Raw genomic sequence first — 20,980 nt, 5'->3', positions numbered from 1 at the left:
GGGTATAGCAGTTATTTTTATGTATTATTAATTTTTTACCCTATTTTTTTCAAGGGTATCTAAATAATTATATTCTATTTTATCATATTAAGACATAAAGATTCACCTATATTTAAAATACAGGGTAATTAAGAATAAGAAAAGGGGTAAATTAAAATACTTTTGAGAAGTAAAAACCTAAAAACACCGCCAATAAGCCCAAAACAATTGAACCTATTGTATAGGTAAGGAAAGAAAGATAATCACCATTTTTTAAAAAAAGATGGTTTTCGTATACAAAAGCGGAAAAAGTTGTAAAGCCTCCACAAAAGCCTGTAGCTAATAATAAAGCATAATTATTAGAGCCGCTAGTCATTTTGGCAACATAACCTAAAACAACCCCAATAATTAAACTTCCAATTATATTTACAAAAAAAGTACCGTAAGGAAATGCATTTTCTACATTATTTAACCACTTCCCTACTAAATATCGAAGAACACTGCCAAGCCCTCCTCCAAAAAAGACTAATAAAACAGGCTTCATTAATTAAATTTAATTTTATCAACATCTACCCAACTCCATTTACCGGTTACCGTACCTTTATTTAGGGTAATAACACCAGGATTGGATCTTATAATAGTTTTCAGCATAGTTTCATCACCAAAAAGCATATCAAAATCCAGCTTGTATTCATTTTTTATTTTAAGAAAATCTTCATCCATAGAAGCCGAAAGTGCATACACTTGATATCCATTTGCCAAAGCTTTATCTGTAACTTGTTTAATACCTACAAAACCTTGCTTATCACTTATATCTATATTATATGTAATAACTAACAAGACTTTATCTGCTTCTAAAACCTCGTACGTAAGCTCTTCACCTTCGGAAGATTCTAAAAAGAAATCGTGTATTGCAGGCTCTTTTGTTCCTACATATTCCATTTCTACTGGAATATTTTTCCCAATTGCATAAGGTCTAAAATCAATTAATGGTAAATGAATTAATACATGGTATACAATATAAAGAAATATTAAAAAAGAAATAAAAGTACTCCATTTAGCTAAAGCTATACTATATAATGGTGTTATGTACTTATACCCTTTCACTAAAATCAATATAAATACAATTAACACTATATTTTTATAAAATGTACCCCAACTAGAGAGTTTTACAGCATCACCAAAACATCCACAATCCGTTACTTTATTATAATATGCTGAATACCAGGTTAAAAAGAGGAAAACTCCTATTAATACTAGCAAACTCCAAACCGTTAATTTAGGCAAATACCCTACCAACAACATAATACCTAAAATTATTTCTGCTAATATTAACACTATTGAAAAAGGCAACGCATATGGAATTAAAAATTCCAAATTCAATACATCTGCTCCAAAATACTCTTCAAATTTATAAGCAGAACCTAGTGGATCTACTAACTTTACAAAGCCAGAAAAGATGAATGTTATCGACACAAGCAATCGAGAAAGGCGCACTAGTAATTTCATATAAATATTTATTTTTTTTCGTTAATATGTATTAAAGCAAAAACAGCATAATTAATCATGTCTTGATAATTTGCATCTATCCCTTCAGAAACAATAGTTTTACCTTTATTATCTTCAATTTGTTTTACACGCAATAATTTTTGAAGAATTAAATCTGTTAAAGAACTCACACGCATATCTCTCCAAGCCTCTCCATAATCATGATTTTTAGCTTCCATCAATTGTTTAGCAATAACAACGTGCTTATCGTATAATTCAATAGCTTTTTCATTAGAAATATCCGGTTGCTCAACAACTCCTTTTTCTAATTGAATTAAAGCCATTATAGAATAATTTATAATACCAATAAACTCAGAAACCTCACCTTCATCAACTTTTCTCACACTATTTTGCTGTAACTGACGTATACGTTGCGCCTTAATAAAAATTTGATCGGTTAGAGATGGCAATCTTAAAATACGCCAAGCAGTACCGTAATCTTTTAACTTATTTACGTATAGTGCACGACACTTTATAATAATGTCGTTATATTGTTTTGAAGTTTGTTGCATGTACTTTAATAATTTGCGTAAATTTCCAACAAATTTAATGAAATAAAAAATCAATTAATAAATAATGAAAAAAGTTGCAGTTTTTTGCGGTTCTAGCCTCGGTTTTAATGAAGTTTATAAAAATGAAGCCATAAAGCTTGGCAATTATTTTGCCAACAATAATATTGGATTGGTATACGGAGGAGGAAAAATTGGAATGATGGGCATTATAGCTGATACTATTATTGAAAAAAAAGGAGAAGTTATTGGCGTTATTCCTGGATTATTGAGACACGAAGAAGTTGCACATACTAATATTACCGAAATGATTGTTACCAAAACAATGAGTAAACGAAAGGTTAAAATTAGTAAATTAGTTGACGGTTATATTGCATTACCTGGGGGATTTGGAACTTTAGATGAAATTTTTGAAGCCCTTACATTAAATCAACTCGGTATTGAACAAAAACCTGTTGGTATTCTTAATACAAATGGTTTTTACAATCACTTAATAAAACAATTAGATACAATGGTTACAGAAGGTTACTTAAAAAAATCTAATAAAGAGATGTTAATTGTAAGTGATTCTATCGATGATTTACTAACAAAAATGTTCGAATACAAAGCTCCAATGCTAACTAAAGTAATAAATAAAGTAGTAAAATAATGAAGTCAATTAACTGTAATGGAACTTTAATAGACTTAACATCTCCAAAAGTAATGGGGATTTTAAATATTACCCCAGATTCTTTTTTTGATGGTGGCAACTATAAAAATGAAACGGCAATTATTTCGCAAGTTAGAAAAATGCTAACTGAAGGCGCTACTTTTATTGATATTGGAGCATATTCATCACGTCCAGGCGCTAAACATATTTCTGAAAAAGAAGAATTAGAACGTATTTTACCTATTGTAAAAATACTTGTTAAAGAATTTCCTGAAATATTAATTTCAATAGATACATTTAGAAGCAACATTGCTAAAAAATGCATTGAAAATGGCGCATGTATTATTAACGATATTTCGGCCGGTAATATGGATACAGTCATGTTTAAAACAATAGCGCAACTTCAAATACCATATATTATTATGCATATGCAAGGAACACCTCAAAATATGCAAACCAATACAAACTATAAAAATATAGTAACTGATATTTTACATTATTTTTCTGAAAAAATTTATGAGTTACGCGCTTTAGGTGTTAACGACATTATTACAGATGTAGGCTTTGGCTTTGGAAAAACCACCGAACAAAATTATACATTATTAAAAAACTTAGAGCTTTTTAAAAACCTTGAAACTCCTATATTAACAGGTATTTCTAGAAAATCTATGTTATACAAACCTCTTAAAATCACCCCTCAAAAAGCTTTAAACGCAACAACTGTAGCCAATACAATTGCCCTTCAAAATGGAACAAATATTTTAAGGGTGCACGATGTAAAAGAAGCCATTGAAACAATTAAAATCACCAACTTATTACACAATTAAAATGAAAAAATTATTATATATATTAATTGCATTAACCTTATTAAGCTGCAATAAAAAAGAACTTAAAATTCCTGTTTTAGCGGTAAAAGGAATTCAAGAACTACAAGATCATTCGCAAATTTGGATGTTTTTTGAAGTCAAAAACAATGATACAATTGCAAACATAAACAGAAAAAATACTATAAGCTCAACACATTGGATTTACAATATTGACAGAAAACTACCTTTAAAAGCAATTATCCCTTCCATTAATGAATTTCAACACAAACACGCTAACAGCATTCATTCTAAAGAAGGAAGGTTTGATTATTTTAGTTATGCAGATACCATTGCAGATAAGCTTTCTTTTATAAAATTTGATGGTGTAGCTTATAAACAAGACAGTATTTTATCTAAAACCTATATTAAAGAAAATAGCGAATCGTACTTAAATTACAACAATATCAATCTTCTATTTAACCCAAACAACACGTGGATTAACGATGCTAAAATGGAAGATGGAGAATTAACAACCACCTTACTAGAATTTATAGAATTTTCTTCTGAAGGTAATAAAACCATGCTTCATTTAAATTTTAATCAAAATTTATTATACCAAGATTATTTATATTATTTAACACTAATAAAATCAATTTCAAACCCAGGAATTTTAATTAATAATATCCAATTCATTTTCGATCCTACAAAAGTTCCAGATTGCGGTTGCGAATAACTATTTAGTTGTAATCTTTTTTATATTTTTACCAAAAACTTTTCCATGCTAGATTTTTTAGATTTCACTTTTCTTGACGCTTTAGATATAGTATTGGTTGCTATTTTACTTTACTCTGTATATAAATTACTTAAAGGCACGGTAGCTATTAACATATTTATTGGTATTGCTTTAGTTGTTTTAATTTGGAAAATAACACAAGCACTCCAAATGGAAATGCTAAGTGGCCTACTAGGCACTTTAATAAGTGTTGGTGCTATTGCTATTTTAATAGTTTTTCAACCCGAAGTTAGAAAGTTTTTACTAATGCTAGGTTCTACAAATTTTAGCAACAAAAAAAACTTTTTAAAACAATTAAAATTTCTTAAAACTGAAATTCATACCAATATGGATGTAGAAGTTATTATAACAGCCTGCCAAGCAATGTCTACAACTAAAACTGGAGCTTTAATTGTACTAGAACGCACCCATAATTTAGATTTTGTAAAAAACACTGGAGATACTATGAATGCAGAAATAAATCAACCAATATTAGAAAGTATTTTTTACAAAAATAGCCCTTTGCACGATGGCGCCGTAATTATTAAAGAAAATTTTATAATTGCTACAAGAATTGTTCTACCACTTTCAAAAAAACAACTTCCAGCTAGATTTGGCCTAAGACATAGAGCAGCCATAGGTGTTACTGAAAAAACAGATGCTTTATGCATAGTAGTATCTGAAGAAACTGGTAAAATATCGTATATAAAAGATGGAGAATTTGTACTTTATAAAAATTACAATGAATTGATTGAAACAATTCGATACGACCTTAATTAGCAACTAAAAATTGGCATTTAGTTTAAAAATGTTAAACTCTTTACCTATTTAACACTTAAACTTTGAAACTTAAAAACTAAGAAGCTACCTCACTGGCAAACTGCATATTATACAAGTTTTTATAATAACCATCTTTTTCTAATAATTCCGAGTGAGAACCTTGCTCAACAATCTCACCTTTATCCATTACTATAATTCTATCTGCTTTTTTTATGGTTGTTAACCTATGAGCAATAATTATTGAAGTTTGATGTTTTGTTATTTTATCTGTAGCATCCTGTATTAATTTTTCTGAATACGAGTCGATAGAAGACGTGGCCTCATCTAAAATTAACACGCTCGGGTTACTTACATAAGCACGTAAAAAAGCAATTAACTGACGTTGTCCAGAAGAAAGCATTGCTCCACGCTCTTTTACATTATAATTGTAATCTCCAGGCAAACTCATAATAAATTTATGAATCCCAATTTCTTTTGCAGCATTTTTAACCTCGTCTAAAGTAATTCCCTCTTTATTAAGTACAATATTATTAAAAATAGTGTCTGAAAATAAGAACACATCTTGTAATACAACCGCTATTTGATTTCTAAGTGAATGTAAGGTGTATTGCTCTATATTGTGATTGTCAACACATATTTCTCCTTCACTAATTTCATAAAAACGATTTACTAAATTAATAATAGTCGATTTACCGGCTCCAGTTGCACCTACAATTGCAACAGTTTCACCAGCATTTACATTAAAAGAAATCCCTTTTAAAACCTCCTCTCCTTTTATATAACTAAAACGTACATTTTTAAAAGCAATATCTCCTTTAAAGCTTGTTGCTTCAACATTTCCTGTTCTATCAATTTGACTGTTAGTATCTAATATTTCAAAAACACGATCACCAGCAACCATACCCATTTGAAGCGTATTAAACTTATCTGCAATTTGACGCAAAGGTCTAAATAGCATTTGAGACATCATTATAAAAGCAATAATTTCACCAGCACTAGTAATTCCAGAATTTACAATATCTAAACCTCCATACCAAACCATTAAACCTACAGCAATTGAGGTTAACACTTCTGCAATTGGGAAAAATATAGAGTAATACCAAACTGTTCTAACTTGAGCTTTTTTATGCTTTTCATTAATTTTTACAAAATTTTCATATTCTAACTTCTCTCGATTAAAAAGCTGAACAATCATCATTCCTGTTACACGTTCTTGTACAAAACCATTTAAATTAGCTACTTGAATTCTAACCTCTTGAAACGCTGCTTTTATAGCTATTTGAAACAATTTAGTTGCGTAAATCATTATTGGTAAAATAATAAATGCAATTAACGCAAGTTTCCAATTCATAAACAACATTACAATGGCTACAACCAGCATTTTTAGCAAATCACTTATAATCATAAACAAACCTTGCCCAAAAAATTGTGCTATGGTTTCTGTATCTGACACTAACCTAGTGACCAATTTCCCAACAGAAGATTTATCAAAATAAGCCATTTTAAACTGCAACATATGTTTTTGCAGCTTCACCCTAATATCCATAATAATATGTTGACCTAACCAGTTTACTTTGTAGATAAATAAAAATTGTAGTAGTACCTCAGCCACTAAAAAAGCAACCATAAGCAATGAAAAATATAAAATTCCTTCTTTATCTTTATTTTCAAAATAAACATTTACAATTTCTTGTAACAAAACAGGTTTAGCTATTGAAACTAATGAAAGTAATATTGCTGCTAAGGTACTTATTGTAAATTCCCAACGATATATTTTGGCAAAGGACATTAATCTACTAAAGATTTTTAAATCAAAAGCTTTGCCTGTAACTTTTTTACTCATTTATAAATAGATTTTTCGGATAGCTTACTTCGGTTAAAAATAAACCTTTAGCTGGCGCAGAAGGACCTGCATTTTTTCTATCCTTACTCTCAATTATTTTTTTAAATTCTTCTAATGTTGTTTTACCAATTCCTACCTCTATTAAAGTTCCTACAATAGCTCTTACCATATTTCTTAAAAATCGATCTGCTGAAACATAAAAAATTAACGATTTATTTTCCTGCTCCCAAACAGCTTTGGTAACATCGCAATTATAAGTTCTAACATCGGTATTTGAACGAGAAAAACATTGAAAATCGGTGTAAGTTAACAAAATTTCAGCTGCTTCATTCATTAAATCCACATTTAACTTTTTATTAATAATTTGCCAGGTAGCATCTATTAAAAATGGATTTTTACCAAAATAGATTCTGTATTCATAACTTCTACTTTCTGCATCAAAACGCGCATGGGCATTATCAATAACTTTTAAAATATTTATAATTGCAATATCATTTGGTAATAATGAATTTAGCTTATATTTTACTTTATCAATATTAAAATTTTCTTCTAAATCTAAATGAGCATATAGCTGCTCTGCATGCACACCTGCATCTGTTCTTCCTGCTCCAACAACTTCTATAGGTTTTTTAAAAATTACAGTTAGTGCTTTATTTATTAATTCTTGAATGGTAATTGCATTGGGCTGGTATTGCCAACCATGATAATTTGTACCTTTGTATGCTATTTCTATAAAATATCTCAACTGAAATGCTAATTTTGTATGTCTGCAAATATAAGAGATATTTACCAGTTAAAATTTTTACAATTCATGAAAAAAATACTACTTCTTTCCGATACACATAGCTATATTGATGATACCATGCTTAAGTATGTAAAAAAAGCGGACGAAGTTTGGCATGCTGGAGATATTGGAGACATTAAAGTAACAGATATAATTTCAAAAATTAAACCAATAAGAGCTGTTTATGGAAATATTGATAATAAAATAATTAGATCTGAATTTCCTTTAGATAACAAATTTGAACTCGAAGGTGTTTCCGTTTGGATAACACATATTGGAGGTTATCCAAATAGATACGATCAAAGGATTAAATCTGCAATAGCTGAAAATCCACCTAAAATTTTTATCAGCGGACATTCTCATATTTTAAAAGTTATTTATGATAAAAAATTAAATCTACTTCATTTAAATCCTGGTGCTGTTGGAAAACATGGATTTCACAAAGTAAGAACCATGCTTCGTTTTGAGATAGACAAAGGAAACATTGGCAATTTAGAAATTATAGAATTAGAAAAACGTTAGAAGCAAAAAACCATTTTAATAAAAATTAAAATGGTTTTCCTTGCACTAAATATACTAAGATGTTAGGTTTAACGTAATCTATCTACAGATTTTACAAGCTCTTCATCCTTCTTAATTGCTTTATTAGCCATTACAACTAATACTATTGTTAAAATTGGAATCAGCAACCCAATACCCTTCTCAGAAACATTAATTTCTCCAGATAAGTTTTGTGAAAAATATACGAGAATACCTAATAAAATAAAATTGGTCAAAATTGCTAATCTACCTATAACAAATTGTAATTGTCGCTTTTTAAATTGAAAAACGGCAACAAATGTTAATACGGCAGATAGAAAAAATAATACAGCCATTACAATTAAAAGTGTATTGCTAGTATTAAAAGCATCCATTACAAAAAACTTAATCCCCTCATTATTAACCCATAAATTGAACAGGAAAATACTTCCTCCAGACAATAAGGTTGCTAATAATAAATATATAGTTTGTATTCTTTGAATCATAATTATAATAATGGTCGACAAAAATACGTTTTATTTTTAAAGATTAAAACTATACTATGTGAAATATTTTTATATATTTGCAACAAGTTGCTATTAGCACAGCAATCCAACTACAACTAAAAAACAACCAATCACCACTTATTATAATTCACAATAATACGGTTTTAAAACACAATTTTTAATATACACATATTAACACTAATTACAAATTAACAAATGTTTGAAATTTCCCAACTAAAGGAGAAAACTCTTGTTGAATTACAGGAGATAGCAAAAACTATAGGAGCAAAAAAATATAGTCAATTAAAAAAATTAGATTTAGTTTATTTAATTTTAGACATACAAGCTTCAAACCCCTCAAAAATCACTAAAAAAGAGTCTACGTCTAGTGATAACAAACCTAAACGAAAAAGAATCGTAAAAAAAGTTGCTACACCAAAAGAAAAAAAACCCTTTATTTCTGAAGAAAAAAAAGAAGAAGTAACTACTCCTAAAAAAACTGTAAAACAAAATACAGCAAAACAAGAAGTAGTAGAGCCTCAAGAAATAAAAGAAAATACCAAAAGAGTTGCGCAACCAAAACCTAGAAAAGTAGCTAAAGCAAAACCAAAGACAGAAGTTGTTGCTAAAAAAGACAAAACAGAAACTACTGAAAAGCCTACTCCTTCTAAAAACAAACCGCAAGCCAAACCTGCTCCACAACAAAAACAACCTCAGGCTAATCAACAAAATAAGCCTAAGCAACAGCAAAACAAACAACAAAATAATCAACAATCTAACACTAATAAAGGACAGCGTAAAAACAACAATCGCTATAGAGATCCTGATTATGAGTTTGATGGAATTATTGAAAGTGAAGGTGTTCTAGAAATGATGCCTGATGGATATGGCTTTTTACGTTCTTCAGATTATAATTATTTATCATCTCCAGATGATATTTACTTATCACAATCTCAAATAAAATTATTCGGTTTAAAAACTGGAGATACCGTTAAAGGTGTAGTAAGACCTCCAAAAGAAGGCGAAAAATATTTTCCATTAATTAGAGTCTCTAAAATAAATGGATTACCACCTAATGTTGTAAGAGACAGAGTTTCTTTTGAACATTTAACACCCTTATTCCCTCAAGAAAAATTTAATTTAGCAGGAAAATCGAGCACATTATCTACACGAATAATGGATTTGTTTTGCCCAATTGGAAAAGGACAAAGAGGTATGGTTGTTTCACAACCTAAAACAGGTAAAACAATGTTGCTTAAAGACATTGCAAACTCTATTGCTTCTAACCACCCTGAAGTTTACCAAATAATTTTATTAATTGATGAACGTCCGGAAGAAGTTACAGATATGCAACGTAGTGTACGTGGAGAAGTTGTAGCTTCTACTTTTGACGAACCTGCTGAAAAACACGTTAAAGTTGCTAATATTGTTTTAGAAAAAGCAAAAAGATTAGTTGAATGTGGACACGATGTTGTTATTTTACTAGACTCTATTACACGTTTAGCAAGAGCCTACAATACTGTTGCTCCAGCATCAGGAAAAATATTATCTGGTGGTATAGATGCCAATGCATTACACAAACCAAAACGTTTCTTTGGAGCTGCTCGTAATATTGAAAACGGAGGTTCTCTTTCTATTATTGCAACTGCATTAACAGAAACTGGTTCTAAAATGGACGAGGTTATTTTTGAAGAATTTAAAGGAACGGGGAATATGGAACTTCAATTAGAAAGAAATATTGCAAACCGTAGAATTTACCCAGCGATTGACTTAGTTAAATCTAGTACACGTAGAGATGATTTACTATTAGATGAAAAAACTGTAAAACGCATGTGGGTTCTTAGAAAATACTTAGCTGATATGAATCCTGTTGAAGCAATGGAATTTATTAAAGATAAAATTCAGTATACCAACTCTAATGAGGAATTTTTAATCTCTATGAATGGTTAATCAATAAATTAAATTCATTATAAAAAAGGCTGCTTTAAAATATTAAAGTAGCCTTTTTACATTTTATTTAGGTTCTATTGCTCCAATACTTGGTTTGTTGCTAATTGTATTTCCTAGTATATCCGTATCCAATTTTAAACCTTGTAACAATCCCACACCATCATTTGGAAGTAAATCTATTACAATTCCCTTATGCTTTACTAACCCAACATTTTGAGGTATATAATGTACTTTTACAGTATCTCCAGGATTTACAAACTCAGCATTTCCATATAAAGGATGTGTATCTACTATTTGAGTATTTTTAGGCCAACTAGCTTCAGTTAAAAATAAATTGCTTTTAAATACCAAGTTCTCTATAGACAAATCGTTTTTTAAATCTGGTTTATATTGATCTCCTACCACAACTTCAGAATTTCCCATTATATGGAAAATATTGTTTGCTATTAATACACCTTTACTTGTATTATCAAAAGCAATTTTAGAAACAATAGAAGCATCACAATAAATAGTGTTATTATAAATATATGTATTAACAGGACCTTTTCTTCCCTTCTTAGTCCCTTGATATCCGCTTAACCATAGTGTTTTACCTTCTTGAAAAGCATCATTAATGCCTTTAACTCTATATCCGTCATTAATACTAATATTATAACGATATGCACAATTGTAATTATTGCCTAATATTTCACAAAACCCACCAGCATTATAAGCGCTTATATTATATTGAATCACTATATTATCACAATTAAAATCTATATGTGCACCAGCTGAATCTCCAGGTCCATTAGCATATAAAAATTTATTTTTTTCAATTAAAACATTTGAAGAACTCCAAGTCCATAAACCACTACCACGCCCCCATTTTCGGGAATCAGTATTACTACCTGAATGCGTTACTGTATTACCGGCTACCTGAACATCTTTAACTCCAGACATTTGTATTCCCGGACCACCTGTAGCGTCTAATTTATTATTTAAAATATAAATATTTGATATATTTTTTCCTTTACCTGTTAACTTTATACCTGTATGTGATACATTTTTGATATTCGTGTTTTTAATATATACATGTTTTATGGCAACAGCTTTATGCTTATTTATAACACGAACACCCCAGCCATATTTTTGAGTTCCATTAGCAGTTCTCACTTCTTGTTTCCCTCTGGAAAAACCTTCTTTTTCATAATAAACATCTAAAATAGATACATTATCTATTGTAATGTATTTCATTTCTTCTATCCCTTCATTTATTATCAGAATAGCACAATGCATTATAGCCTCATTATCATTCTTTAAATAACCATTGGCTGTTAAGTGTATATTTGAAATATTTACATAGCTACAATTTTCAATTAAAACACCATTAAGGTTGTGTGTAAAATTAATAGTTGCTGGCACAAAACTTTGCTTAGAGTCCCACAGTACAGTAGTTATGGTTATAGGTTTTTCTGCTGTACCTTGTTTATTAATAAGTTTAAGTCCGTTTGTATAAATTTGACCAGAGGCTAGTAATAATCTATCTCCACTTTTATAATTAATTTTATTTGCACGTTCAATTGTTTTAAATGCTTGAGCCTTTGAAACACCTGTATTGGTATCATTCCCAAGTTTTGGATGCACGTAATAATCTTTTGAAAACATTATATTCTGAAAAAATAAGATCAAAATAAATGAGATAAACTTAATGTTCATTTTTTTCATATAATAAAAATTTAAACTTAACTATACTTTAAAATCGTATCTTGTTTTTAAGCGAGAAAAAACAATAGCTAATCATAATTTACAGCTACTATTAACAGAGTAATTATTTTTCTTTTTTCACCAATTCTTTATATTTTGAAGGCAAACAATTAAATTGTTTTTCAAAAGATATTTTAAAATATTTATAGTCGTTAAAACCAACTTCGTAAGCAATCTGATTTAAATTCATTTCTTCAACTACCATAATAAGATTGGCTGCTTTTTTTAAGCGGATAGATCTAATAAATGCAGTTAAAGATAAACCAGTAAGTGATTTTATTTTTCTATATAATGTAGATTGACTCATATTTAATTCATCGACCATATTGTCTATTCCAAAATTAGAATTTTGTAAATTATCTTCCACTAAAAGAATGGCTTTATGGATAAATGCATTTTCTGTATCTGCGTTTTTTACAGTTTCTATTGATGCTGTTGGTTCAAAACGTATTTTATTTTTTAAATGCGTTCTTAATTTTTCTCTATTTTCTAACAAACCAGCTATTCTTGCCTTAACTACTGTTGTATTAAAGGGTTTAGTTATATAATCATCTGCTCCTGTTTTTAAACCTTTTATTTCAAATACTGAAGAAGTACGAGCAGTTAATAAAATAATTGGAATATGTGAAGTTATAATTTGTGATTTTATTTCTTTACAAAGTGTTATTCCATCTTTACCCGGCATCATAACATCACTAACTATTAAATCTGGTATTTCAGTAGAAGCTATTTCAAAACCAGTAGTTCCATTATCTGCTTTTATTACAGTATAAGTATCTTCTAAAATATCATTTAAATATGATAAAATTTCAAAATTATCATCAATAATTAAGATCGTATATTTTTTATTATCATCGGTGTTTGCTTTAGTAATTTTAGAAGGCTTTTGTATGTTATATGCTTTTATATTATCTGTATTTACAAATTTTTCATTAATTTCTCCTTTGTACAATTCTGGTGTTAACGATAATTTAATAATAAACTCTGTTTCAATATTTTTTTTACTAGAAACTTCAATACTACCATGATGTAATTCAATAATTTTTTTAGAAAAAGCCAAGCCAATTCCACTACCAATCATTCTTGTAGTATTTGCTGATTTTATCTGAAAAAATCGATCAAATATTTTACCTAAGTTCTCTTCATCTATCCCAATTCCAGTATCTTTTATTGAAATAATACAATAGTTATCATCTTTACTTAAGGTTATTATAACTTCATCTTCTTCATTACAATATTTAATTGCATTTGATATTAAATTACATAATACTATTTCCATTTTATTTCTATCAAAAGGAAAAAATATTTCATCTACTGTAGTTTTAAAAACATATTTAATGTTTTTTGATTTTGCTAATTGTTTAAAATAAAGGTGAACTTCACTTGTAAAACGCACAAAATTACCATAAGACACATTTAACTTTAACAAACCATATTCGGCTTTTCTAAAATCTAATAATTGATTGATTAAATCTAATAATCTATTTGCATTACGATCTATTAAACTTAATTTCTTTAATATATTATACGGTAAATCTTTACTATTTAGAAGTTCGGTTAAAGGTGTTATTATTAACGTTAACGGGGTTCTAAACTCGTGTGAAATATTTGTAAAGAAATTCGATTTTGTCTCACTTAACTCCATCTCCTTTTCTTTATCTATTCTTGCAATTTCTAAGTTATTTTTAAGTTTTAACCTATCATTTTTAGCTTTTACTAGAAAAATAAGAATTCCACAAAAAATAGTAAAATAAATTAAAACAGCCCACGGTTCTAACCAAGGAGAATTTAGTAGATTAATTGACATTACTTTAGGTGTACTCCAATTTTTACCATCTCTAGAAGCTTGTACTTTTAGTTTGTATTTACCAGGTGGCAACCCTGTAAAATTCACCTCGTTTTGATGGCCTAAATTTATCCAATCCTTCTGGTATGTTTCAAGTTTATAACGATACATTATGCTAGAAGCTCCTAAATAATCATTAGCAACAAAACTGATAGAAAAGAATTTATCTTTATGAGTTAAAGTAATATTATCTGTATAACAAAAACTCTGATTGAGTATTTTACTATCTGAATGGTATTCTATTAGGTTATTATTTACTTTTAAAGTCATATAGATAACCTCTGGACTAATATCACTATTAATAACGTTTTTTGGGTTAAAAAAGGTAACATTATCATTTCCTCCAAATAGAATCAATTCATTATTATAATTAAAAAACGTGTTTTTATTAAATGCACTGGTATATACATTATTTAAATTATTGTAATTAATTAATATTTTATCTTTTGCATTGTATTTTACAATTTCGGATATTGTACTAATCCACACATTGCCAAGGCTATCAAAAGTTGAAGCACATATAAAATCGCTATTTAAGCCATCATTTTTATCTAGTTTATCTAGAATAGCTAATTTATTATTTTGAAAACTTAGCTGATATAAACCTCTAGGTGTTGACACCCATAAATCGTCTTGATTTATGGTTATAGAATTAACAATTTTTGGCAGTGCTTCTTTTAATAAAAAAGAGTGATGCATAAATTTTTCACTTCCTTTTTTAAAAACATGTATTCCATTATAAGTTCCTACCCAAATATTACCTTTTGAATCTTGTTTAATACTACTTATCCTATCACTATGTATCTTATAATTACCTGTTAAATTATCAGAATAAAAAGTATACGCGTTTGGTTTTTCTAAATTATTAAGACTTACAATACAAAGTCCATTTTGCTGTGTACCTAAATAAAGGTTATTAGATGTATCAATGTGAAATGCTGTTATTTTTTTAATAGATTTATTTGAAAATAGAACTTTTTTGGTATCAACATCTAAAATATAAAACCCTTCACTAGTTCCTATATATAACTTTTTATTATGTTCGTATATAGATCGAATTTTAGAATTATCTACACCTTTTATTATTTGCAAGCTCTCATAATCCTTTCCAAAATATAGACCTGAAGCTTCGGTTCCTAAAAATAAATCTTTATCATTTTTGTAAATACTATTTATATTATAGTTTTTTCCATTTTCTAAAAAAGACGAAGCATTATTAAAGCCATTTCCTTCGGTTAATTTTAAAATTCCACCATTAGCAGTTGAAACCCATATTAAATGATTTTGATCTTCGTGAATATTTAATATCGTCTGATAATTAACTTCCATTTTATCGGAATGATTTAACACTAAATCGACTTTTGAAAACTCTGTAAGATCTATATTACTTCTATACAAGCCATTTCCCCAAGTACCTATCCAAAGTCTATTTTTTCTATCTAATAATAATTTTTTAGTAAAATTACTAGAAACACCTGTTTCAATAGAGTCTATAGCTTGTTTATTATAGTTAAAACTATACAGTTTCGTTTTTCCATTATTAATACTTATCCAAACTTTATCTCTAATTTTATCTGCAAGTAAATTGGTAATTAATCCAGTAGTTTGGTAACTAATAGTTCTATCTTCAGAAGGATCGTATTTTATTAGTTTTTTATACCTAGTAAACCACATATTATTATACGCATCTTTTTCAATATCGTATACTGTTGATTTACTTGGAAAACGTTTTATAAGTTTATTATTTTTATAATCTATTACAAATACGCCATTTTCCCAAGTACCTAACCATATATACCCTTTACTATCTTCGCAAATGGCAGTTATTCTAAGGTTTTTATCTGGCTCAATATTAATAAGATAATTTAAATGCTCTATTCTATTTTTCTTAATATCTAAAAAAGAAATGCCTCCACTTTTTGTTCCAATCCAAATATTATTAGATTTATCTTTATATAAAACCTCTATATTCTCATTTAACAGTCCTAAATGTTTATTGCTTGGTTTTATATATTCAAAATCGTATCCATTATATTTTGAGATACCATTTTCAGTTCCAATCCATTTTATATTTTGATCATCACTAATAATTGAAGTTACATAATTATGAGATAGCCCTTGATTTATTCCTATAAAATCAACAATATAATCAATCGAATTCTCTTGAGAAAATGCAGTAAAAAACAACAAAAGATTAAATAAAAATAAAAAACTTTTCTTCATAAAATAAAACACTGTAATTATTTATTAACTAGCTAATACTATAAAACACTTATAATCTAATATTAAGTACTGTATTTTAAGCTTAACAAGTTCTTTTTAAGATTTTATAAAAGTAACATAAAAATAAAACTAGCACTATCTTAATTTCTATATTGACCATATTACCCTCTATTTTGAATTAATTGACCTATTAAACTTTATAGAGCCTTACTTAACTTTGCTTTAAAATAAAGTAGTACAACTTATTTATTTTTATAGAAGTTCTGTAAGCTTATTAATACTACTGCTAATTAAAATATAAAATCGAGAAACTTTTTAAATTTACTTTAAAATATCTTCCTTCATAAACTTAAAAATATGAATAAAAAAAATTTATTAATCTATTTCATTACCTTTTCATTTACACTTATTGGATATTCCCAAAAAAAATATACAAGTTTTAAACCAGGTACTTTATGGTTAGATAATAACGATAAACATATTAATGCACATGGCGGTGGCATACTAATTTATAACAATACATACTATTGGTTTGGTGAGCATAAAACTTCTGGAAGCACAGGTAATAAAGCAATGGTAGGTGTTGGCGTGTATTCTTCTACAGATTTATACAACTGGAAAGATGAAGGAATTGCTCTTAAAGTAATAAATGATACTACTAGTATGCTTCAAAAAGGTTCTATTATAGAACGACCAAAGGTTATTTATAATAAAAAAACTGATAAATTTGTAATGTGGTTTCATCATGAACTAAAAGACCAAGGTTACACTGCCGCGTTAACAGGAGTTGCAGTAGCAGATGATATAACTGGACCATATAAATACATAAATAGTTTTAGACTTCATGCGGGTATTCTACCCCTTAATTTTTCGAAAAAAGAATTTGAGGCAGCCGAAATAATTCAAGACAGAAAAGATGAAAACTGGAAAGAAAAAGTTATAAAAGGCGCCTATTTTAAAAAAGATTTTGAAGTAGGACAAATGTCTAGAGACATGACTCTTTTTGTTGATGATGATGAAACAGCATACCATATAACAGCTTCAGAAAACAACCAAACATTACATATTTCTAAATTAGCTGATGACTATCTATCGGTAACAAATGAATATATTAGAGTTTTTCCTGGTGGAAGAAACGAAGCTCCAGCTATATTTAAAAAAGATGGTAAATACTATATGTTTTCATCTGGATTAACAGGCTGGAAACCAAATCCTGGAAAATCTGCTGTTGCCGATGATATAATGGGTGAATGGAAATCTTTAGGAAATCCTTGCATTGGAACAGAAAAAGAAGAAGCCACCACATTTTGGTCACAAAGTACCTATGTAATACCTGTAATAGGAAAAAAAGATGCTTTTATATTTATGGGAGATCGTTGGACTCCTAAAAATGCTATTGACGGAAGGTATATATGGTTGCCCGTTGAATTTGAAAATAACAAACCCGTTCTAAAATGGCAATCTGAATGGGATTTAAACTTCTTTAATAATAATTAACAATAATCTATGAAAATTTCGATACGCATATTATTTGCAACACTATTCACTATTTGTATTGGATGTAATTCAACTACAAAACAAAAAGAAACTGAAGCCCCAAAAAAACCAAATGTAATTGTAATCTTAATTGATGATGCAGGTTACGCCGATTTTGGATTTATGGGTTCTAAAGATTTAGAAACTCCAAATATAGATGCACTAGCAACAAGCGGTGTTGTTTTAACAGACGCACATGTAAGCGCTACCGTTTGTGCTCCTTCTAGAGCAGGAATAATGACTGGTAAATACCAACAACGATTTGGTTTTGAAGCTAATGGAACTGGTGGAATAGGTTTAAGCGACGATGTAGTTACTATTGCAGATGTATTTAAATCTAACGGATACCGAACTTACGCCTTAGGTAAATGGCATTTAGGTTTTGACACAACTGACCATCCAAACCAACGAGGTTTTGAAGAGTTTTATGGATTTTCTGCTGGTGGTAGATCTTACTTTCCAGTTCAAAATCCTCGTAAATCTCATATGCTACAACACAATGGAGAACGTGTTATTTTTGATGGTTATTTAACCGATGTTTTAGGTGATCAATCTATAAAATATATAGAAGAAAGTGCCAAAGACCCTTTCTTTATGTATTTAGCTTTTAATGCAGTCCACACTCCTATGGAAGCTAAAGAAGAAGACCTTAAAAAATATGAAAATCACCCACGTAAAGAATTAGCAGCTATGACCTGGTCTCTTGACCAAAACGTAGGTAAACTAATCGCTAAATTAGATGAATTAGGTATTCGAGATAATACTTTAATTTACTTTTTAAGCGACAATGGCGGTGCACATAACAATCAATCTACTACAGGACCTCTAAAAGGATGGAAAGGAAATAAATTTGAAGGAGGACATCGAGTTCCATTTATAGTGAGTTATCCAAATGAAATTAAAGGTGGTGCCACTTATAACGGACTTACTTCTTCTTTAGATATATTTGCAACCTCAATTGAAGTTGCTAACATTTCAAAACCAGAAAACTTAATTCTTGATGGTGTAAATGTGATACCATACTTAAAAGGAGAAAAAGAAGGTGAACCTCATAAGCAACTTTTTTGGAGAAAATTAGAAGAATCAGCAGCTAGAATTGGAGATTACAAAACCGTTCATTTAGATAATTATGGTACTGTTATGTATAATTTAGATACTGATCTTGGAGAAACGGTTGATCTTTCTAAAACTCAAGTAGAGAAATTTAACGAACTTCAAAACGCTTACCAAAACTGGGAAACTATAGTTTCAGATCCTTTATGGGATGAAGAAAATAATTGGATGGATGCTACTTACCACATTCATAAAATGCTTATGCAAAATAAAGAACCTAAATATAAATCTCCTTCAAAAGATCCTTCTATTGTAATTGAAAGAGTTAAAATAGGAAATTGGGATATACCTTAATTTAATAAAATTTAGTAAATAATTACTCAATATAAAAAAGCACAATTATAAAATTATAATTGTGCTTTTTTTTAAAATTGAATAATATCTGTAATCTAAAACTGTTTTAGTTTTTTCATTCTAAAACTACTAATTACCAAACCAACTATGCACTAAAAGTGCTTCAATAGGTTTAGCTTTATTATTTTTAGCTGCATTATATTCGTAATCTGCTCCCCATTCTTTATAATTTTCGGCTACTTGTTTAATGCTTTCGCAAACATATAAAACTTCTTGAGTTGTTATTGTTGGATGAATAGACATTCTTATCCATCCTGGACGCTCAACCATACAACCTCCTAATATTTGCTTTTCTATACCTTTTGAAGTATTTTGATCTACGTGTAATAAAACAATAGGCTTTAACAATTCTGGAACTTTGGTATATTCCTTTATGTTTTCTGAAACTTTTAAGCCTAAAATACGTTGAAATTTATTTACTATCCATAACATAAATACGGGCATAATCTATCTCATATTGGCGAGGAAATTCGGTTTTTTCAAACTTTTCTAAATCTGGATGTGGTTTTCCACCAACAGCAAGATTTATCCAATAATTACAGGTATTTCCCTTAAAAGGATATTCTAATTTTGAAGTATCTCCATTTTTAATATCTAATTCTATTCTAGACATAAAAACATCATCTAAATATATTGTTAACCATTTTCCGTTTCCAATAAGCTTCCATACATGGTATTTATTTAACCAATCCTTATCAGCTTCAAAACCTATGGCTTTAGCATTAAGTATATTTTTAATATCAGAATTTAGGGCTTTATCTTGTCTATTGCCTTTCCAATTAACACCTCTTTTCCCTTTAGTTGCAAAATTTGCCATCATATGTCCGGTGTAGTATTCCATAATATCTATTTCTCCGCCGTGTGGCCAAGGTCCAGCGCCTGTTGTCCAAAATGCAGGCCATACTCCATAATCTTCATCTCCCCCTGTTTTTAACGGCAACTTGGCTCTCATAATCATCATAATAGAATCGTACTTTTGATGATGCTCTTTTTTTGTAATAAAACTTGCCGAAGTATATTGGGCATACGGTCTATTTTTTTTCCAATTAGAACTTCCTTCTTCATAATCAGGATTTACAACTTGTTCTTTTTTTGCTGTTATTACAAGGCGTCCACCCGTACAAATTCCATTTTCAGATTGATACCATTGGTGTTCATTATTTCTTTTAAACCCAACCTCAGCATTCCAATATTCTTCTTTCATTGGGCCTTCGTGGTTAAATTCATCATTAAAAACTAAACTATATCCATTTATCACTTTTTCTGGTTGCGAATTATCTGGTTTGTATGGATTTACCTTACTATTAGCGTTCGTTTTAATTTCAGTATTTTTATCTATTTTCATACAACCAATAGTCAAAAATGCTCCAATTACAACAATTAAATTAATGTACCTATTTTTAATAATTTTCATATTTTACCTCTTAATTTTTAAATTATATTTTAATATTAATTAATCCTTAAATTAAAAAATTACTACATAATGCAAACTTTGCAGTAACCTTTTAACAAAATTAAAA

The 20,980-nt window shown here is 28.9% G+C and carries 18 protein-coding genes; 8 read left to right on the top strand and 10 right to left on the bottom strand.

The window, feature by feature from the left end; translation table 11 throughout:
* Positions 1–151: 151 nt before the first annotated feature.
* The 3 genes from crcB to MHL31_RS14065 are packed head-to-tail and all read right to left on the bottom strand — an operon-like array spanning position 152 to position 2,039.
* Entirely contained in the window at positions 152–523 is a 372-nt protein-coding gene (gene crcB / locus MHL31_RS14075) for a fluoride efflux transporter CrcB (protein WP_240226586.1), read from the bottom strand.
* Positions 523–1,488, bottom strand: a complete 966-nt coding sequence (locus tag MHL31_RS14070) for a DoxX family protein (RefSeq protein ID WP_240226585.1) — start codon at positions 1,486–1,488, stop codon at positions 523–525. The genes crcB and MHL31_RS14070 overlap by 1 nt, the downstream gene beginning before the upstream one ends.
* Positions 1,489–1,496: 8 nt before the next feature.
* Positions 1,497–2,039 (bottom strand): DUF1599 domain-containing protein, encoded by a 543-nt coding sequence (locus MHL31_RS14065; RefSeq protein ID WP_240226584.1) that lies wholly within the window; start codon positions 2,037–2,039, stop codon positions 1,497–1,499.
* A 64-nt stretch (positions 2,040–2,103) separates the two neighbouring features.
* On the opposite strand from MHL31_RS14065, the gene MHL31_RS14060 reads away from it, so the two are divergent.
* From MHL31_RS14060 to cdaA, 4 genes are read left to right on the top strand one after another with little or no spacing between them, the layout of a single operon-like run.
* Positions 2,104–2,685, top strand: coding sequence for a TIGR00730 family Rossman fold protein (locus tag MHL31_RS14060; protein WP_240226583.1), 582 nt, complete (start codon positions 2,104–2,106; stop codon positions 2,683–2,685).
* Entirely contained in the window at positions 2,685–3,512 is an 828-nt protein-coding gene (gene folP, locus MHL31_RS14055) for a dihydropteroate synthase (protein ID WP_240226582.1), read from the top strand. The genes MHL31_RS14060 and folP overlap by 1 nt, the downstream gene beginning before the upstream one ends.
* Before the next feature lies 1 nt (position 3,513).
* The gene (locus MHL31_RS14050) at positions 3,514–4,224 is read left to right on the top strand and encodes a hypothetical protein (protein WP_240226581.1); all 711 of its coding nucleotides are present in this window, start codon (positions 3,514–3,516) and stop codon (positions 4,222–4,224) included.
* Positions 4,225–4,269: 45 nt separating this feature from the next.
* The gene (cdaA, locus tag MHL31_RS14045) at positions 4,270–5,043 is read left to right on the top strand and encodes a diadenylate cyclase CdaA (RefSeq protein WP_240226580.1); all 774 of its coding nucleotides are present in this window, start codon (positions 4,270–4,272) and stop codon (positions 5,041–5,043) included.
* Positions 5,044–5,119: 76 nt separating this feature from the next.
* On the opposite strand, the gene MHL31_RS14040 is transcribed toward cdaA, so the two are convergent.
* A complete protein-coding gene (locus MHL31_RS14040; protein ID WP_240226579.1) occupies positions 5,120–6,886 on the bottom strand; it encodes an ABC transporter ATP-binding protein in 1,767 nt (588 codons plus the stop codon).
* A complete protein-coding gene (gene truA / locus MHL31_RS14035; RefSeq protein ID WP_240226578.1) occupies positions 6,879–7,631 on the bottom strand; it encodes a tRNA pseudouridine(38-40) synthase TruA in 753 nt (250 codons plus the stop codon). The genes MHL31_RS14040 and truA overlap by 8 nt, the downstream gene beginning before the upstream one ends.
* 66 nt (positions 7,632–7,697) lie before the next feature.
* Between truA and MHL31_RS14030 the strand changes: the two genes are divergently transcribed.
* Positions 7,698–8,192 carry a metallophosphoesterase gene (locus MHL31_RS14030; RefSeq protein ID WP_240226577.1) on the top strand — a complete coding sequence of 165 codons (495 nt, stop codon included), beginning with the start codon at positions 7,698–7,700 and terminating at the stop codon, positions 8,190–8,192.
* Positions 8,193–8,260: 68 nt separating this feature from the next.
* Here the strand turns inward: MHL31_RS14030 and MHL31_RS14025 are convergent, their stop codons facing one another.
* Positions 8,261–8,695 carry a DUF4293 domain-containing protein gene (locus tag MHL31_RS14025; protein ID WP_240226576.1) on the bottom strand — a complete coding sequence of 145 codons (435 nt, stop codon included), beginning with the start codon at positions 8,693–8,695 and terminating at the stop codon, positions 8,261–8,263.
* A 216-nt stretch (positions 8,696–8,911) separates the two neighbouring features.
* On the opposite strand from MHL31_RS14025, the gene rho reads away from it, so the two are divergent.
* Positions 8,912–10,645, top strand: a complete 1,734-nt coding sequence (rho, locus tag MHL31_RS14020; protein ID WP_240226575.1) for a transcription termination factor Rho — start codon at positions 8,912–8,914, stop codon at positions 10,643–10,645.
* Between the two features lie 63 nt (positions 10,646–10,708).
* On the opposite strand, the gene MHL31_RS14015 is transcribed toward rho, so the two are convergent.
* On the bottom strand, positions 10,709–12,349 hold the full coding sequence (locus MHL31_RS14015) for a right-handed parallel beta-helix repeat-containing protein (protein ID WP_240226574.1): 1,641 nt from the start codon (positions 12,347–12,349) through the stop codon (positions 10,709–10,711).
* A gap of 103 nt (positions 12,350–12,452) precedes the next feature.
* On the bottom strand, positions 12,453–16,457 hold the full coding sequence (locus MHL31_RS14010; RefSeq protein WP_240226573.1) for a two-component regulator propeller domain-containing protein: 4,005 nt from the start codon (positions 16,455–16,457) through the stop codon (positions 12,453–12,455).
* Positions 16,458–16,814: 357 nt separating this feature from the next.
* Here MHL31_RS14010 and MHL31_RS14005 point away from each other — a divergent pair, with 357 nt between their 5' ends.
* Both MHL31_RS14005 and MHL31_RS14000 read left to right on the top strand, forming a co-directional pair.
* Positions 16,815–17,954, top strand: coding sequence for a glycoside hydrolase family 43 protein (locus MHL31_RS14005; RefSeq protein WP_240226572.1), 1,140 nt, complete (start codon positions 16,815–16,817; stop codon positions 17,952–17,954).
* Between the two features lie 9 nt (positions 17,955–17,963).
* On the top strand, positions 17,964–19,400 hold the full coding sequence (locus MHL31_RS14000) for a sulfatase-like hydrolase/transferase (protein WP_240226571.1): 1,437 nt from the start codon (positions 17,964–17,966) through the stop codon (positions 19,398–19,400).
* 129 nt (positions 19,401–19,529) lie between these two features.
* On the opposite strand, the gene MHL31_RS13995 is transcribed toward MHL31_RS14000, so the two are convergent.
* Entirely contained in the window at positions 19,530–19,892 is a 363-nt protein-coding gene (locus MHL31_RS13995; protein WP_240226570.1) for a hypothetical protein, read from the bottom strand.
* A complete protein-coding gene (locus MHL31_RS13990) occupies positions 19,873–20,874 on the bottom strand; it encodes a glycoside hydrolase family 16 protein (RefSeq protein ID WP_240226569.1) in 1,002 nt (333 codons plus the stop codon). The genes MHL31_RS13995 and MHL31_RS13990 overlap by 20 nt, the downstream gene beginning before the upstream one ends.
* Positions 20,875–20,980: the final 106 nt, after the last annotated feature.

It is taken from the genome of Lutibacter sp. A80, from assembly GCF_022429645.1.
GTDB lineage: Bacteria > Bacteroidota > Bacteroidia > Flavobacteriales > Flavobacteriaceae > Lutibacter.
This window is presented reverse-complemented; position numbering and strand designations above follow the sequence as displayed.

Coding starts and splice junctions, on each gene's coding strand:
- MHL31_RS14040 (WP_240226579.1), bottom strand. CDS start 6,886: ATGAGTAAAAAAGTTACAGGCAAAGCTTTTGATTTAAAAATCTTTAGT.
- MHL31_RS14005 (WP_240226572.1), top strand. CDS start 16,815: ATGAATAAAAAAAATTTATTAATCTATTTCATTACCTTTTCATTTACA.
- MHL31_RS14010 (WP_240226573.1), bottom strand. CDS start 16,457: ATGAAGAAAAGTTTTTTATTTTTATTTAATCTTTTGTTGTTTTTTACT.
- MHL31_RS14000 (WP_240226571.1), top strand. CDS start 17,964: ATGAAAATTTCGATACGCATATTATTTGCAACACTATTCACTATTTGT.
- MHL31_RS14065 (WP_240226584.1), bottom strand. CDS start 2,039: ATGCAACAAACTTCAAAACAATATAACGACATTATTATAAAGTGTCGT.
- MHL31_RS14060 (WP_240226583.1), top strand. CDS start 2,104: ATGAAAAAAGTTGCAGTTTTTTGCGGTTCTAGCCTCGGTTTTAATGAA.
- MHL31_RS13995 (WP_240226570.1), bottom strand. CDS start 19,892: ATGTTATGGATAGTAAATAAATTTCAACGTATTTTAGGCTTAAAAGTT.
- rho (WP_240226575.1), top strand. CDS start 8,912: ATGTTTGAAATTTCCCAACTAAAGGAGAAAACTCTTGTTGAATTACAG.
- crcB (WP_240226586.1), bottom strand. CDS start 523: ATGAAGCCTGTTTTATTAGTCTTTTTTGGAGGAGGGCTTGGCAGTGTT.
- cdaA (WP_240226580.1), top strand. CDS start 4,270: ATGCTAGATTTTTTAGATTTCACTTTTCTTGACGCTTTAGATATAGTA.
- MHL31_RS14050 (WP_240226581.1), top strand. CDS start 3,514: ATGAAAAAATTATTATATATATTAATTGCATTAACCTTATTAAGCTGC.
- MHL31_RS13990 (WP_240226569.1), bottom strand. CDS start 20,874: ATGAAAATTATTAAAAATAGGTACATTAATTTAATTGTTGTAATTGGA.
- folP (WP_240226582.1), top strand. CDS start 2,685: ATGAAGTCAATTAACTGTAATGGAACTTTAATAGACTTAACATCTCCA.
- MHL31_RS14070 (WP_240226585.1), bottom strand. CDS start 1,488: ATGAAATTACTAGTGCGCCTTTCTCGATTGCTTGTGTCGATAACATTC.
- MHL31_RS14030 (WP_240226577.1), top strand. CDS start 7,698: ATGAAAAAAATACTACTTCTTTCCGATACACATAGCTATATTGATGAT.
- MHL31_RS14015 (WP_240226574.1), bottom strand. CDS start 12,349: ATGAAAAAAATGAACATTAAGTTTATCTCATTTATTTTGATCTTATTT.
- MHL31_RS14025 (WP_240226576.1), bottom strand. CDS start 8,695: ATGATTCAAAGAATACAAACTATATATTTATTATTAGCAACCTTATTG.